The 16,953-nt window shown below is 31.8% G+C and carries 11 protein-coding genes and 1 pseudogene; 2 read left to right on the top strand and 10 right to left on the bottom strand.

Annotated elements, in window-relative coordinates; genetic code table 11:
• Nucleotides 1–574 precede the first annotated feature (574 nt).
• The 9 genes and pseudogenes from AC3WVA_RS24305 to AC3WVA_RS24265 form a co-directional block, all read right to left on the bottom strand.
• Nucleotides 575–1,276, bottom strand: a complete 702-nt coding sequence (locus tag AC3WVA_RS24305) for a PH domain-containing protein (RefSeq protein WP_492322246.1) — start codon at nucleotides 1,274–1,276, stop codon at nucleotides 575–577.
• 260 nt (nucleotides 1,277–1,536) lie between these two features.
• Nucleotides 1,537–1,821: a hypothetical protein gene (locus tag AC3WVA_RS24300; RefSeq protein WP_098521813.1), complete on the bottom strand. Its 285-nt coding sequence runs from the start codon at nucleotides 1,819–1,821 to the stop codon at nucleotides 1,537–1,539.
• Between the two features lie 905 nt (nucleotides 1,822–2,726).
• Nucleotides 2,727–3,014 carry a hypothetical protein gene (locus AC3WVA_RS24295; RefSeq protein WP_097842103.1) on the bottom strand — a complete coding sequence of 96 codons (288 nt, stop codon included), beginning with the start codon at nucleotides 3,012–3,014 and terminating at the stop codon, nucleotides 2,727–2,729.
• 221 nt (nucleotides 3,015–3,235) lie between these two features.
• Entirely contained in the window at nucleotides 3,236–4,162 is a 927-nt protein-coding gene (locus tag AC3WVA_RS24290) for a hypothetical protein (RefSeq protein WP_098521814.1), read from the bottom strand.
• 9 nt (nucleotides 4,163–4,171) lie between these two features.
• On the bottom strand, nucleotides 4,172–5,158 hold the full coding sequence (locus AC3WVA_RS24285; protein WP_098521815.1) for an RNA-binding protein: 987 nt from the start codon (nucleotides 5,156–5,158) through the stop codon (nucleotides 4,172–4,174).
• 187 nt (nucleotides 5,159–5,345) lie between these two features.
• Nucleotides 5,346–5,834, bottom strand: a pseudogene (locus tag AC3WVA_RS24280) (helix-turn-helix domain-containing protein); the annotation flags it as partial.
• Nucleotides 5,835–6,195: 361 nt separating this feature from the next.
• Nucleotides 6,196–9,585 carry a DNA translocase FtsK gene (locus AC3WVA_RS24275; RefSeq protein ID WP_492322227.1) on the bottom strand — a complete coding sequence of 1,130 codons (3,390 nt, stop codon included), beginning with the start codon at nucleotides 9,583–9,585 and terminating at the stop codon, nucleotides 6,196–6,198.
• 17 nt (nucleotides 9,586–9,602) lie between these two features.
• Nucleotides 9,603–9,989 carry a hypothetical protein gene (locus tag AC3WVA_RS24270; RefSeq protein WP_048530099.1) on the bottom strand — a complete coding sequence of 129 codons (387 nt, stop codon included), beginning with the start codon at nucleotides 9,987–9,989 and terminating at the stop codon, nucleotides 9,603–9,605.
• A gap of 190 nt (nucleotides 9,990–10,179) precedes the next feature.
• A complete protein-coding gene (locus AC3WVA_RS24265; RefSeq protein ID WP_098521693.1) occupies nucleotides 10,180–11,463 on the bottom strand; it encodes a replication-relaxation family protein in 1,284 nt (427 codons plus the stop codon).
• Between the two features lie 1,661 nt (nucleotides 11,464–13,124).
• On the opposite strand from AC3WVA_RS24265, the gene AC3WVA_RS24260 reads away from it, so the two are divergent.
• Complete coding sequence (locus tag AC3WVA_RS24260; RefSeq protein WP_016089810.1) at nucleotides 13,125–13,547, top strand: hypothetical protein; 423 nt, start codon at nucleotides 13,125–13,127, stop codon at nucleotides 13,545–13,547.
• A gap of 4 nt (nucleotides 13,548–13,551) precedes the next feature.
• Nucleotides 13,552–15,003: an FtsZ/tubulin family protein gene (locus AC3WVA_RS24255; protein WP_097841296.1), complete on the top strand. Its 1,452-nt coding sequence runs from the start codon at nucleotides 13,552–13,554 to the stop codon at nucleotides 15,001–15,003.
• Between the two features lie 35 nt (nucleotides 15,004–15,038).
• On the opposite strand, the gene AC3WVA_RS24250 is transcribed toward AC3WVA_RS24255, so the two are convergent.
• Nucleotides 15,039–15,779, bottom strand: a complete 741-nt coding sequence (locus AC3WVA_RS24250; protein ID WP_227601851.1) for a MerR family transcriptional regulator — start codon at nucleotides 15,777–15,779, stop codon at nucleotides 15,039–15,041.
• Between the last annotated feature and the right edge of the window lie 1,174 nt (nucleotides 15,780–16,953).

The following is a 16,953-nucleotide window of genomic DNA, read 5'->3' as shown; positions in this document are numbered from 1 at the left end:
TCAACCACAACACAAAAAAGGTGTGGGAATAAACGTAATCAATTAAACAATTAAACAATTAAACAATTAAACAATTAAACAATTAAACAATAAGTATATCTGTATATCAAACTATCCTTATTTTTAATGCGAGCAAATGTAATTTATATGATAAAATATTAAAAATGAAGCTATTAATTTTAATATATAGATTAAAATTTGTTATTCAAATAAGATTATTGTAGATTAGGTGGTAATTGTTTTGAAGAATTTTGAGATATCATTATGGCAATCTCTTATTTTATTATTCGTAGTATTGTTGATAGGAGTACTATTAAGAGTAAATAATATGCCGCATTATGGTACATTATATTTTGAAAATTTATTTTTGAATTAAAAAACAACTGGTATGCAATAGTTGTTTCTTAATTGGACATTGCTAAAAACATCTCCTATATTGAAATGTCTAGAGAATCGTTTCTATTTCAGGTAAATATTCATTATATATCCCCTCTGCAGATTAATAAAAAAGACATTGAACAAATACGTCCAATGTCTTTTTCCCTCTTATATACTTGTCTTGTTTATCTTGTATTTATATATCAAGCAACTGCTTCTTTTTGGCGTTAAACTCATCTTCTGTAATAACACCCATGTCGAACAGCTCTTTGAATTTCTTTAATTCGTCTGCTATTGATATTGGAGCAGATACTGCTTGTGGTTGAGCTTCATTAGGTTTGCTTTTTAAAGCATCTAGAACTTGATGGATATGATTATTAATGGATTTTGCTGAATCTTTATCTAACGCAACTTTGAACTTTTCTTGCGGAGTATCAATTGTTATGAAGCCGAACAACATCCCTGTTTCAAAAGATATATAATTTATCTTTTTATGATCTACTGCTTTGAATTTTTCACCAGTCATTGTTTTTTGTCCGAACATAATGCGTTTATTAGTTATGGCGTAGGCATAATTACCATCATGCTTTGTTGTAGATTGATAATCATGCATTCCGATATAAGTCATATGAATTTTTTCGCCATTCATCAAGTTATCTTCTAGTACCTTGAAGTGTTTTACACCCGACTTTTCATTAAAGCCAGAACCGAATTTATTATCTATACAGAATTGATACATTCCTTCAGCGCATGACAATGGATCCTCAGCAAGTTTTGCTACCTTTGCATCGATTGTAACTTTCAATTCTTCGATAGTGTCCGTACTTACACTTACAACACCCAAGCCACCTGCTTTATGAAAGCATTCTGGGCATAGCCATGCATCAGATTGTAGTATTTTATAACGATTTAAACCAACTTTTTTATTACAAACACCACATACTACCTTTTAAAAAAAAACCATAATTCTTCCTCTAGTTATATATATTGAATAGTAGCAAACAAACCTAACATTATACGAAATATTATAATTTACAAATGTAAGTATAACACACCTAAAACACTATAGGATGCGAAACAAAGCCTTAACCCCTTGGTCCTCTATAGTTTAAAAAGAAAAAAGACATTGAAACAAACTGTTCAATGTCTTTTTTCTTTTTAAATGTTTGTATACTCAAAGTATAATTTTTCTGGTTTTCCATACATGTTAATTTCATTTTGATACACGACAGCTAATGGCTGGGACATCTCAATGTTTTCCATATAGGATAATGAAGCAGCTGCCTCTATTTTTTCTTTAATTTCATTAGGAATAACTGTATAAGATAAACTCCTCATCTTACTTCCTAACTTAGTATCGGTAGCAGCTTCATAATAAATTTCGGTAATTAAGACCTCATTATCATCTGGATTATACATATATCCTCGGTTAACTGTAATCATATTATAGTGCTCCTCTCACATTTCGTTTTCTAATTCCTTGTGCTTTTAGCATTGCAACGAGTACCTTATTTCTATATAAATTCCCTAGTGCATAATTTGTATATTCCATCATTTCTCTACTCTACTATAAATTAGTATTAAATATCTTTTTTCGTTTTGAATTCAAAAAATCTTAACAATACTAAAAAGTTAAGCTATGAATTCATTCTTTATTGTACTATTCCTACAAGAGTATAAGGACTGCCAGTAATTTTTATCTCATTACAGGTATCCTGTAGTAATCTTAATGTTTCATATCCATTATGAATGATTTTAGTTTGTTCGGTTAAACTTAATTTTTGATAGTTTAGCTATTCCACACAATCGCAATTATGTACGCTTCCTTTAAATAAAACTTACTGCTCCATAAGAAATACGAGCACATATTACTCTCACATTCTTTTTCTTAAGCCATACTTTGTAAAGTTCCATATGATACCTCCTCTAATTTAAACAAAAAAGCACAATATATGTGCTTTTTTCATTTAGCATATTATTAGCCCAAAAGGTCTATTTACAAGTGATTCCTAACTTAAAAACAACATAAAAAGGGCTTCTTTAAGTCGATTGAAAATGTGCATAGCAAAATAAGCTATATACATTAATCGGCTCAAAGAAGCCCTTTCATAATTGAAACAAGAATACAACCTGCTTCTACAACTCAACCACAACTCATAAGGCGTGGGAATAAACGGAATCAATTAAACAATAAACATACGTTTATATTAAACTATTTTTATATTGTATTCAATTGTTTTAATTGAACGAATATAAGAAGAGGTTTTATATGCAGTTGTTATATGTATTGAATAATAATGTCCCTACTTCCCCTGCTATAAATCCCCTCTTATTTTCGGTTCTCGGTGTTACTTCATGTACTGCATTTCAAAATAAAGTTTTTCTGGTTTTTGATTTTGGTCTAAATAAAAAAGTATTTCTCTAATAGTTTCTTTTTTAACTTCAATATTTTCTATATAGGACTTACTTTCATTTTCTTGAACCTTTCGGAAAATAGCAGTAGGTAGTTTTACTGCACCAAATACCCCCATTTTACTTCCTAGCTTTTTAGCTGAAGCAGCATCGTAGAAAATTTCATTTACAATTACTTCATTATCATCTGGATCGTACATGTACCCTCTTTGTATGCGTAGCAATGTATTACTCCTTTCTTGTATATTTTATTTTAATAATAACAACATCTATATATCATTGTTGTTAAAACAGGCATCAAGTAGTATTATTTCGTAAAATCTGTACTTTGTATAGAGGTAGACATGGGATAATTAGCTCTCTTAAGTTGTTTATAAATATTTCATGCTTTTTATACAATAAACAAGCCACCCTCTAAAAGAAAGCAATAGCTTGTAAGGGTGGCTTAGTTTATTGTGAATAGCTTTGTATTTAATTGCTTAATCTTTCCTTCTGCAAGAGGTTGATAAAAGGCATGTTGTAATCCTTCTACATGTAACGTTTCTCCTATACATAGTAATACTTTACCAGGAATTAGATCGAGTAGTAGTTCATTATTAATTTGCTTTGCTTGTTTTTCAGTAGAAATATAAATAACTAGGATTGTAGGGTTATTCCCTAAATCGTTCATAATAACATCCTTACCTGACTCTACGAAATCTCTCCATCTAGCGATAATTTGTCTTAAGCGATCTTTTTTATCTGTTAATAAGGTAGAGTATACAACAAAATTAAATTCTTGATTTACTCCTCCCTGCACAGCAAAACTTAAAGGAGGGGTAAAAACCCCTTTACTAATAGATGGATGCATAATATGCCCTATAAAGGAAGGAGCATAACGCAGGTGGCAAAGTAGGTCTATATCATGCCAATAGCGTAGATGAACATATTTACCGTGATTATCAAGACGCTCTGGAGCAAAGAAGAACATATTACCTTTCCAGTATTTTAAGATCTTGTAACCATTATCGGATAATGTATATGTTTCTTCAAAGATTTCCAAATCAAAACTCTTAACCCGCCATTTTTCAATTAGACGATAGTAAAGTAATCCTTGAAGTGCATCATTTATTTTCTTACGTGAGTATTTGTTCTTGAATAAATATAGTAAATGATTGAATCGAACAGATGTATGAACACCAATGAAAGTGAGTATGGCATACTGTTCCTCTGTCAAACGCTGCTTAAACTTAACCAATTCTTCATAAGAATGGAATACATAGAATTTATCCAGTCCATGTATTCGATATATTTGAAGTCCCTGTACATCCTCATTTGATAAATGAGGAATAGATGGTACATAAGTAGGCAATTGTTTCTCTATTGTACGCATAATCATTCATTAAAATTGGTAAATTGATGAATTAGATTTTTTACTCTGCCCTTGGGGATAATTTAGGATACGTACAGTTCCTTTTCTATTTTTGGCATCAATATTAAGCAGCTCGCATGTAACAATCGTTTGGTTTATTGCATCTTCTGTAGTTGGGTTGGCAAGATTACGGCTCTTTAGTCCTTTAAACTGAATACCTGGTGCAACTTCTACGAAAATACCAGCAATTGCATCTACCCCTACTATTTTACCTACAAAGCGGTCACGGCGTTTTTTTAGCTCTAATAGCTTATCCATTGGGTCTGTTTCTAGTTTCTTTTTATTTCCTCTAAATTCATAACGACCATTCTTTTCTACTACTTTATCAATGATAAGTTCTACAACATCACCAATCACAATATTCTCTGGACGTACAAAGGAGTGTGACCATTGGGAATACCTCACTCCTACGGTTACACCATGAACCTCAACTAAAACAGTTTGTGCAGATGGAATATGTCCAGAGATAGTTCCTGTGTATACTTTATTCCCCTCTTGTGCAGTTGCTTCTTCATACAACCTCTTTTGAAGTGCTAGTTCTCCCGCGGTAATAGATACGACGGCGAAGTTACCTTCTTCAGTTCTTTGGAAGTGCTCAATAATAACAGGCTTCGTCCTTCCTACTAGCCACTGAGGGTTTTTAGGAATATTGATTCCAGCCTCTGTAATGGGACAGTATGCAGTCGTATGAGTACCGATTTCAATTGTAAGTACTTGTATACGCTCTGATGTACCATTTTTAGTTGGAAATAGTTTTTCAGAAACGACAGTAATTAATCCTTTCCCTACAACACGCTCACGTTTCATACGAGCTAATTCTTCTAATTCATGCTCTCGTACTCGTTCAAATTGATTAAAGGTTATTTCTACATGCATTTCCTCTATATTGTTGTTCTCTGGTTCAAAAGCCATCCCTAGTTCTTCTGTAATTTGAGTGTTTACTTTACCTTCTGCCATCATATTTTCCTCCTAGAACGTAAAAAAGGACACACCTGTACCGTTGGAATGGTACGTAAGGTGTGTCCTTCACGTAAGTTATGCTTTATTTATATAGTTATTAATTTAAATATAATGGTATTATATAATTTTTGCAAGTATAAAATTAGTATGAGTTTAATAGAAAAATTGTAAGTAGAAATATTATTAAATCTATAATACAAGTTACATGTAATAGTGACACAAAATATCTGCCAGAAGGGTTTCGTCTAACAGTGGCATTTACAATACGTCCCTCTACTTCACGACTTTTGGCAAATCGAACAAGGCCTAGTTTCGGCAACTTTATTTTGTTCCCTACAACAGCAATATTTTCATTTGTTTGTTTTGTGGTATAAGATTGTACGTTGTTCTTCTTAGATTTAAAGCGCGTATACGCATCCGCAAGGTTGCGAACAGACGACTGAATCGCAATACTATCCACTTCTTTGAGCCAAACAAAATCTTTCTTCATAGCAGGGAGTTTGGCAGAGCATGTACCATAGGTCAAGCCTTTTCCTGTCTCTTTGTATGTGTGATCCCATAAGGATAGAAAATGATTGAATACAAAGCGGGAACAACCAATCGTTTTGTTTATTAGAATTGCTTGTGCTTGATTTGGATAGATACGAAACTTATAGGCTTTATTGACCATCATTTCATTCACCTTCATTTCGGTATATAACTATTATACACCAAACATACATTCGACGAATAGTAAAGTAATACCTTCTGTATGTCGAACAAGGGATGGCTTCCTGCCATCCCTTGTTCGAAGCCAATTCATCTCCCACCTACTCACTTGGCTGTGACCCTTCACGCTCCTTGAGGAAGGAGTCTTCTTGGCTAAAATGATAAATTCTTAGATTTTTTGATATCTACCAACCTACATTCTATTTATTTCTATTTGTGTATATTTTTTACATAATAATTAGTTTTATTTTATCATATTTTAGGTAAGATTATTGTTTTAAAAATTATATAAATTTATTGAGATGTAGGGTTTGAATATTAATAGACTAGTTTTCGATATTACCAAATATATCATCCAGACTTTTACTCATAACATTGGATATATTGGTCTTTGGTTGCTCATTTTTGTTAAGCTGTGATTGCGTATTGTTATACTTATTTTTTTGTTGGGATTTCAAGCGATTTTGTTGTTCTTTATAGCTCATGTATTTATATTCACGCTGTTCCTCATCATTTCTAATGGTCCCTATCATGTTTTTTTCTAAGTTTTGATGAACAGTAAGGCTAATGGATTCGTAAACTTTTGCAACTTCCTCTTCAAGCATATTCTCTTCAATGTGATTAACCGTTTTTGTAACTGGAATCGTACTGATCTCTACATTTTCTTTTTTTTCTTTTAAAATTGGGGTAGATTCTATATTTGTTTTTGCATCCCCTGTTATTGAAATTGAAAGTCCATTTTCTGGGGATTCTTCTATATGAGGTAATTCTACACTTATGACTTCCTCAATATGTTCCTCCGGGACTGTATTAGTTATTTCAGGACTTACACTTTCTATTGATATTTCTTCTAATACTGGCAACTCGCCATTTCGTTGTAAGGCGTCTATTAATCTCGATGCACGTGTATAAGTTATTTTAAAATTGTCCTGCAGTAAAGATATAGACGTGGTACCAGCTTTTTTTACAAAAGTTAAAACATCGTCATATAGAATATCTTTAAAGAAACTTGTCTCTCCTTGCGTAACCTCGTTGTCTTCGCCTGAAAGGGCTACTTTTTGTGAATTAGTATTCTCTATACTTTTATCAAGTAATTGGGTAGTATTAATATCTGATTCTCTTGGTAATATTGGTATACTATTATCATTTGAAATTAGAACTGTACGAGGGCCATTCCCTGCATAAGAACTTACAACTTGATTTTGTTCTAACTTCTCAATAAATCGAGCAGCTTTCATATAGCTAATTTTAAATTTTCTTTGCAGAAAGGCTGGAGAGACTTGTTGTGATTCAATTACGAATCCTTTAATTTCTTTATACAATGTATTTTCAGCCTCTTCTTTATCAACCTCGATCTGTTCGCTGACAACTGCAGAATCGTTTGATGAGATTGTACTTTCGGATTTATGTCCCCTATAATTCTCCAATGATACAATGTATTGTTGCTCACCTTGTAATTTTATTGGTATATCTTTCTCCATTTCCTCATCTTGCATAGGGAATAAAGGGACAAATTCTTTCATCTTCTCTGCATCTACATGCTTCATAGGATTTGCTTTGACGATAGATTCATTAATAAGACGGAGACGTTCATTTTCCCAATATCGTCCTATTTCCATATCTACCTGAATAACCGCTTGAATAAATTCTTCTTTTGGTACAAAGTTACTCGTAATTTGTTGTACGGGTTGGACATGATTGTCTTGTACAATACGGGCAGCACAGATGAATGCACCTTGTGCCATGATATCTCCTGGTGACATAATAACTTCTTTTGTTTTCTGATAGGTTGATCCTAATCGACTAACAGGATTCTCTTGCATAGGAGAAATACCTTGTTCGGATTCCGCCTCTTTAAATTCCTCTTTTTCACCAAACATGTCAGAGAAGATTTTTGCATCATATGGCGTTACATCTCCAAATATCATTTTGTTACGGAATGAGCCCAGTAAGGTAAACATGTATTGCTCTGTGAAGTCGAGAGCTAATTGAGATAGTGTTTGGCTAGCAATTGTTAGAATTACTTTATATTTACGAGATTGTGCGGGGAATTCTTTAAATGGCCGCACCACATAATCCGGAAACTCATCGACAATAATGTGATGGTAAGGTGAGATATTTGGCGCTCTACGGAATACTGCATTCTGCATACTTAACAATATAAATTTTCCTAATACGTTTGAAAGGTCTGCTAACTCCCCTTTCGCTGTATTAACAAGTAAAATGCCCCCCTGCTCTAAATGAACATCGAAATCAAAATCGGATGTTCCAAATAAAACGCGTCGTATTAAAACGTTAGAAGCCAAATCTTTTAAGATATTACGTAAACCTTTAACATATTCTTCTTCTCTGTCATAATGCATTGGTTGTCCGCGATATTTCCCTGATTTATAAACTGCTGGTTCTCCTTGGAAGCCTGTTTTTTCACGAATGGTATTATCAAACCATTCATCAATACCTTTTATAATTTTATATTCATTTTTTTGGTCACGTGAAGCATCCCCGCTTTGAACAAAATCATATAACTTCTCTACTTGTACCTTTAAAAGTTTATGCATACTATGGACACGTTCTACATCATCATACATCTCAATTAAGTCGTCGAAGGTAACATCTTTTTGTGGGTTGTGTAGTTTTAGTAAATAGATATGTTGTTTAAGGTGGTTACGCTGGGCCTGTTCAAAGAACGCATTGTTAGATTCAGACAAACCTTGAATAACCATTGCGAAAACCTCTGCTACTTTATCAACTGGTCCTCGCAGAATGTTTATATTTTTGGTATCAGGATTAGTTGGATCGATATAGTAAACAGAACTTGCAGGGATCTTATGTGCTTGTACCAACTTAAATACTTTTTGACATAAATCATTACTAGGTTCAATAACAGTCACACCATTTAAATATGTTCCTTTTACTTCTTCTGTATCATAATCATTCTTTTTATACGCTGTTTCAAACTTATTTATGAAACGTACCATCCAGTGTAAATCTTGATTTAACATAGGAATAATTAAACTTGATGTTTTACCAGAACCAATCGGACCAATAATAATTCCATTTAGCGTTCTATCTTTCCCCTTAATACGAACCATCTCTTTATGCTCAATATGAGGCCCAATTTCTACATCAGGATATATTTGTTCTTCTTGGCTATTAAACCATTTTTGCAACTTGTGATTTTTATATTCGTATTGTTGTGCCCACTTTAATATCTCCCCTCGGTAACGAACAATATGGCCACTATACCAAAGTGTAAACAAAATCATAAATACTGTGGGTAAAAATACAAAAATCAAAGTGAGTGTGTGAAAATTGCCTGTTAAAACCTGGCCTATTGCCTCATATTCACCAAAATTAATATGTTTTGATTTATCCGTGAGATAAGGAATAACCTTTGCATGGATCGGAGCAGTTGCAAACCATAAAAATTGGATATCAACTGCAATGTGAGAGGTAATTAAGATTAACAAATTTCCATTTTTGACATGTAAAGCAGGAATGCGGCTGTAAAACCTAAAGCTAAATTCTCCTAATAGTAAAGAGAAGAACATTAAAATAAGCGGTATATATGTAATTTCTATAGGATAAGACGGTGGTTCAAATGCATAGTAAAGTAACTTTATGTAGTTTACTAGACCGAATCCAAATGAAAAAATAAATCCACTAATTAAGGTGATTGTAGTAAATAACGGTAACCGTTGTTTAAGTGTCCCCATAGAAAATCACCTACATTTTACAGGTATATTTGAATTTTATGATGGAATGTGAAGCGATTATTGAATTCAGGTTTAAATTGCTCTTTTGATTTTTCTAAAAAGAATTTCGCCGCATCTTCGGTTTGTTTTAAATATAAATCAATACTACTTCTTTCACATAGTTGGTCATATTCTTCTTGAGAAAGTACTGCAATATTCACCTCTATTTTCTTATTTGTTGCTGTTTCAATTATGACATCGTACCAAAAGTAATTTGGCTTTCCAGGAACTTGGATATCTTGTAAAGAAACATTAAACGTTGCACCCTCTTCTGTAATATGTTTAAGTACAAGTTCTGGGTTCTTAAATGCTTCTCTTGCAGAGAGCACTCCCCCATTCGTTGTTGTTGCAAATTGTAAATTCATTATCATTTTCCACCTTTCTCCATATAAAAAAAGGCAAGCGACACCCACTGTAAAAACAGCGTGTGTCGCTTGCCTTAATTTCATATGTTCTGATTTGATTGTAGTTTTCATTATATGTTCAAACGCTATTCTAACACTTTAAATAATAAAAAACAATAAAATTATATAGTTTTATATAGAAAATAATAGATTAATATAATTCTACAAGCTTACGTCTTTTCGGATGAATGTTATTTGCGGTACGTACCAGGATCTGTTCATCCGCTTCTATAGTCACACTTTCATTTTGTAAGGATAGCAGTAGAACGTTGTGATAAGCGTTCATTAAAAGAATATCTCTAGGTTTTTCACGTTTCGGATAAATAACAACAAGTGGAACGCCTTCGACTCCTTCTTTTCTTGAAAATATGACATCGTCTAGTCTAGCAATCATCCGGTAATCATTTTCATTTCCGAAAATAAAGAAGAAATCTTGGATAACATCTTTATCTCTCTTATACGTTCGTCGAAGGCCTCCATCTATTGGTTCTTTGAACGCTTGAACCCTTTCAACAAATGCGTAACGCCAATCGGCATCTCCTACTGAACGTTGAGATAAAGATAAAAGAATATCTTGTTCAAAGTTATGATTATCATCTTTTCCAAGGATGATATCTGAAATTACATCTCCAGCATTTTTAAGTGAGCAGACGTGTATATGTAGATTGGGTAGATTCATTAACATTTCATGATATTTCCGTATGGAAAATAATAGATTTTTCATACGCACGTATGGTGGTTCAGCATCTTCGGCAAGGAACATAGATTTGTCGTACATAACAAAAACAACGGTTATATTCTCATTCATTTTTTGTGAAAATTCTATGTACTTACCTACTTTTTCAACTAAGGTAGCATTTGTCTCTTTACACATATCCATCTCGATATAGATATTTTTATCTAGATATGAAATATGTTCATCAGGAATCAAAGGCAACTGGTCATCCTCAATTGTCATATTTTGTTTCTGGTAAAAAGAACGAATATCCATTTTATATAATACCTCATTGGTTTGAGCTTTCTTTGTAGTCGCTAGAAGAGTACGGATAATGACTTCGCGTGAACATACTGTGTGAAAAGAAGTTGCTCGTGAGTACCTTCTTTTGGAACTTTTTTTAGGAATTCTCCCTATCTCCATTAAAAATTCAATTGTTTTTTCTTTTAAGGCAAATAAGGCGCGTTTCGTAATGCTGTCATCCCTTTTATCTATTTTTTTAGTTAGCAAAGCTCCGTATTGTGAGTATCGATCAAGCTTTGTAAATATGCTAGCTTCAGAACATTCTCTTCCCTCAAATGCACTATATAACATTGTGATTTGTCGTGTTGTAAGAGCTCTTTTGTAATATAAAACTGTTAACATAAAAACGTCTGCTTCTTTTAAGTGAAAATGTTTTTTGGTACCTGGACGTTTATATTTATACACTTCTCCGGACAAAGTATACACCTCTTATATTAAATTAGACTTAAAATAAATACCTATCATTTTTAATATACTATTACATCGATATAGTGGTTGTAAAATAAGAAAACATGAATAAGAGGTTTTGCTTTTCAGAGATACCCAATTTTGTACACCAGAGTTGGGATGGTAATTACACTTATAAATCTCTTATAGATTATGGGTTTATGTGGATCTATTAAACCTTTCGTATTGTTAGGCCGGTATACTACTAGACATCTAACAATAGTTCTAATGAAATTTCGTTAATAAAATAATGTTATGGCGTCCTAACATTTATTAGATAGGAATAATAACATTTTAATTGATTACAATTATTCAAAAATTATAATGAGACTTTTAATAGCAAAAAGTAGCTTTCCCTATATTTTTTAGAAAGTAAGCTTTTTGTTGGAGTGCTCTCTCTTACGTTTGTTACAGATTCAGTGTGAAAATTTAACTTATTCTTTTACGTGTTCTATCTTATAAAATATTTAGATAAAAAATTAATGAGTATGTCTACATGTGCTTAACAAAAAGGTTCCATTCACATGAAATTAATTAGTTGTTAATTTTATGTGAAGTTCTAATTGCTATCATTATTTCTACTAAATTAATAATACTTTTAGTGTAATGTAAGTATCACTTTGCTGTTAATAAGATAAGAACTTATTGTTAATAATTCAATTTACAGAAATGTTCCTTTTTCATAGCGATGATACAAATTTTTAGCATTATACTATTTGAATGTCTTAGTATAAGAGATTATTTACAGGAATTTTAAGGACTATTGCATTAGTCAGCTTAACCGCTGGCTCTCTTTTTTACATGTTAATTATAATCTGAGATGATTTCTGTTGTTCATATGAAATTAACAGCCTCTTCTAATGGCTTTCTAAGAGTGACTGAAATTGACATGGAATTGTATTCAAATGAGGCACAGAGCATATTTTTTTCTGTCAACATATACATTCATGTGAACTAACAAGTACTAGGTAAAGAACAGCGCATTAACATAACATTAACAATTATCGTCCTTATAAGAGATAAATCCCTTCAAACCAATTAAGTAATAAAAAAACTTAGTGTGAATTGTTATAAGATCTTCATGAAATCCCTTTAGTAAAATATATACACGCGTATGATAGTAGGTGCTTGGATATTGAATATTTTAGATGCGATTTATATAAGTTGTATAAATAAGATTTATATATAAAACCTATTTATACAGCTTATATAAGGTGATATTAATTAATTGTTATAAATAAAATTTGATATATCATTGTTATAACAGTGTTTATATATACGACTTATATATAAAACTTATATATAAGTCGTATATATATTTTTGTAAGTTTCATGTTAATAAAAATGAGTGATTTTTCAAGTGTTTTTATCAGTTTTTTCTATAGTGATTTATTACAATTAATTAAAATGTAAATCACATGAAATTTAAGATTGATATAACATGTATACGCGTTATATATACGCTGTATATGAAAAGCCTTATAAATCATAGATTCTTTATATGTTTATTGATACAAGTCTTATATATAAGACCTATATATAAGTTTTATTTATAATGACTTGATATACGACGTGTAATGATGTACTATGTTCCTAGGAATAATTAACCAATGTTTTAAGGGGGGGACAACTTGAACGAGGTTTTAAGTGAAAAATATCAAACAATCAAGTTTGCAGATGAAGTAGTAAACATGTTTGCTGATATACTTGAACAAGATGAAATACTCTACAGTGTATTTCTATACATAGGAAACGTAGTAAATAAACAATTTCAAGAGACAAAGTACATGAGGGGCATATCGATTAATGAAATAGTGGAAAATGTAGTTATTGATAGGAGAGTAAAGAAGAAAAAAGGTAAATCCTATTCATTAGAAGTTGAACGTACGAATATATCTAGACGTTCAGCCGAAATAAGTGTAAGTACACTATCATCAATGTCTTTAATCTATGAAAAGACTATGCACCCATATAAATTTTTAATCTCAACTTATAGAGGGCAACAAGTACTTATTGAGTTAGGGAAAAGAAAAAAGGTAAATAAGGAGAGATAAAATAATGGCAAAAAACTTCTTGAAAAATGAAGTAGCAGTTAAAATGACAATGGTTGGATTTGGTCAAGCTGGTACTAGAATGGTAGATAAATTTGCGGAATATACACATACAGATGGCACGGCAGTATATAATTGCTTAGCACTAAATAGTAATGATGGAGATTTAGCTGAATTAAAAAATGTACCAAAAAGTAATCAAGTTTCACTTAAATTAGGTGGTTTAGGTAAGAACCCTGAGCGTGCGGTAAAGGTTCTTGATTCAAATGAGGAAGCAAAAGAAAAATTAAAAGAATTTATTACTGAACGTGTAAGACCTTCTGATGAACTTGTTCTATTCTTTGCCGGTTTAGGTGGAGGAACAGGAACTTCTACAATTATTAAAGCTATTGAAGAATTTTCGGCTTTTCATAACAAACCAGTAATCAGACAAGAATTACAAAAAGTTGCGAAGCAATATCCAATGTCTGAAATCAAAGCAAATCAAGCAAAGTTTGCGAGAATTGCCTTTGAAAATGCTATTGAGCGCAAAGATTTTATTAAAATGGGGATTGTCGTAACACTTCCCGTTCGAGCAGATGGGCCCGATGTATTACGACAAGTAAATAAATTTTCACAGGAGATTTGGAAATTAGCAAATGATAAATCCAAAGGTGTAGCCTTTGTAGTATTTGCTGATAATCAGCACTTCTACGATGAATTTAAGGGATTAAATGAAAATGAGAAAAAAGGTATCGCCAATTCACGGGATTATGCAAATCAACGCATTAGTGAAATTATTCATGAGCTAAATACCGCTGCCAATGGATCTGGTACATCTGTAATACTCGATTCTCAAGACTTTAAGCGTATTTTACTTGAGAAAACAGGCTGTTTAGTAATTAATAAGGTTTCACGTAATATGAACCAGATAGAAAATAGCCATGCAATTATAGAGATGTTCCAAGAATCATTAAGAGGTAGCTCTTTCCATCCTCCAATTGATTTGATGAAGAAGAATAACGACGGTTCTGTAGAAGCATCAAAAGTACATCATTTTGGTATGCTTGCTATCTTAGATGAGCAAAAAAATATTAATGATTCCTTTATGGATGATGCTAAGGTAGAAGTTTCAAATAATCTACCTATAAACGGTACAGTTTTTAACGGATATTTGGTAAGTAAAAATGATTTCTTAGGAAGTGTATATACGTTCTATAAAACTGATGCATTACCATCGAGACTATCTAAAGGATTAGTTGAAGAATTTAATGAGTTTAAAGAAAGACAAAGCCAGATTCAGTTTACAAAGTCTCAAATTAGTACTATTGAGAGTATTGATGAGGATGAGGAGTTAGGTTTTGCATTTGGAGATTTTATCGATATGGGTAGTGACGAAGAAAATAATGCTGGAGCAAATGAAGATGAAGATTTATCAGATTTTCTAGATCCAGATAAGATGTTTGGTACTACAAAATAATAAAAAAGTCTGGACTAAGTTCCAGACTTTTTTTGTTATTCCACAGAATTCATAAGAGATTTTATATAATCAATTATATTATCCTGTATATACTGTTCAATGAAAAGTTGTTTTTTACCCAAATCTTCCTCTTTTTTAAACCATCCTACCTTTCTGGTACGTTCATCTTCAGCTTTACTATTCCACAGGCCTTCTGCTTGTTTTCTTAATTCCTGTCGTGCTCTGTGTTCAATAATAAAGTTATCAAGTCTTTCTTGACGTTGACGTAATTTTAGAGTTTCAGCATCCTCTGGTTGCGGTAATTGTTTAAGTATACTGTCTACCCTCTCTTCATAACGAGACTCAATATGTTTTATTTTTTCCTCTAACTGTTTAGTTACCATTTTTTCAATGATTTCTGCAGTGGCCTGAAGGTTTAATTCAGTAGACACTTCATTTGATTGATTTTCTGGTGATACAGGTCTCAAATCGAATTGATGTGGTAATAGGTCAATAATTGCATCTAAAGACCATTTCTCATCCCTTTTTTGTTTAATAAATAGAGCAATTTCAAGATCTAATGCATTATAGAGTTTTTCATTTGTATTTTGGGTTCTTAACGTTTCGTGGAGCCCTTTTTCTTCTAAAATATTGAACCAATTATAAACGGTATTGTGATGACGTCCAACTAGTTTAGAGAATTCAGTTATTCGCCATGCTTTTTCAAAAATATTATCATCTAATATGTCATCATCGTTAATTTGATGGTCTTGTGATTCTTTTTTTTGTTCAATCATTGTAACAACCTCCTTAAAAATCAACTCATGAACACTCAATTTGGAATTAACATGTGAACTGAGATTAACATGTTAGGTATTACTTCGCTAATATGTATGTAAATCCCTATGTATTCAGTAACTCACATGAAATATAAAATTAACATGTAATTGAATGTTTGTTAACAGAATATTGACTATTGATATAAAATACGCTTGATTTGTTGATGCTATTGTTACCCCAAAGTATATAAATGGCAATGTTCTATCAATGGATACCCCTATTCTTTATGTTAGCAAGATCAATGATAGTTGCCATGAGATTAACAAAACACGTTACTTAATACTAATGATAAGGAAATATAGGTATTTTGTAAATAAGTTATGAGGAGATAATCAATGACAGTGCAGAAAAATAAGCCGACGTAAGCTAGGGAATTTAAATTGTAATGTATAATAGCTAGAAAAAAAGGTAATAATATTACTAAATTAGTAGTTTTTATGAGAGTAAATATAGCTAGGGATTTAAGATTAGAATTAATGTGAATGGGCTTTGGGGTCTAATGTTTACTCTATGTCACGATCAATATGATATTTACGAGTATTTTTAATAGTATATGGAATATTTATGATAGATTTATGTCGATGTGTTAGCACCTATGATTTTTGAACAATACGAAGATGTGATTGGCTTAATTCCCAACAGGATAGCTTTTGTCAAAGTTGGAAATCATCCAATTTGAACAGAAATCTAACCCCTACTGACATTAACATGAGATATGAAATTGACATAGAAAGGGATTTTGAAAGGCAACTATCAATGTCTTGTTAACCGAACTATCATTAGTTATCGTTGTATTAGAGGTGTTCCTATTAAGCGCCTTATTTATATGAGGACAAATATAAGAAAAACTTATTCAAAATGACTGGATATGTCTTTTAACACCCTGTAATATCGCTTACTTTAGTGGAGAAACTAACATAAAGTTAATTATGTACTTGATTCCGTTATGGATATCTACACTCCTATTATTAACATGAAATTGATATTTAAACGCATCACTATAATTCATTGTCAATTTCATGTTAACCTAAAGATGGAATGTTAATACAGTAGTTTTATATTAATAATTTATTTATTATAAGTTCAAGTTACAGAATTAATAGCTATTAACAATATCCCTAATATAAACTG

Source organism: Bacillus sp. EB106-04-02-XG92, assembly GCF_058791995.1.
This window is presented reverse-complemented; position numbering and strand designations above follow the sequence as displayed.

Bases quoted from the DNA above. Each gene is read 5' to 3' on its own strand.
- AC3WVA_RS24300 (WP_098521813.1), bottom strand. From the start codon at position 1,821: ATGATTACAGTTAACCGAGGATATATGTATAATCCAGATGATAATGAG.
- AC3WVA_RS24290 (WP_098521814.1), bottom strand. From the start codon at position 4,162: ATGCGTACAATAGAGAAACAATTGCCTACTTATGTACCATCTATTCCT.
- AC3WVA_RS24285 (WP_098521815.1), bottom strand. From the start codon at position 5,158: ATGGCAGAAGGTAAAGTAAACACTCAAATTACAGAAGAACTAGGGATG.
- AC3WVA_RS24275 (WP_492322227.1), bottom strand. From the start codon at position 9,585: ATGGGGACACTTAAACAACGGTTACCGTTATTTACTACAATCACCTTA.
- AC3WVA_RS24270 (WP_048530099.1), bottom strand. From the start codon at position 9,989: ATGAATTTACAATTTGCAACAACAACGAATGGGGGAGTGCTCTCTGCA.
- AC3WVA_RS24255 (WP_097841296.1), top strand. From the start codon at position 13,552: ATGGCAAAAAACTTCTTGAAAAATGAAGTAGCAGTTAAAATGACAATG.
- AC3WVA_RS24250 (WP_227601851.1), bottom strand. From the start codon at position 15,779: ATGATTGAACAAAAAAAAGAATCACAAGACCATCAAATTAACGATGAT.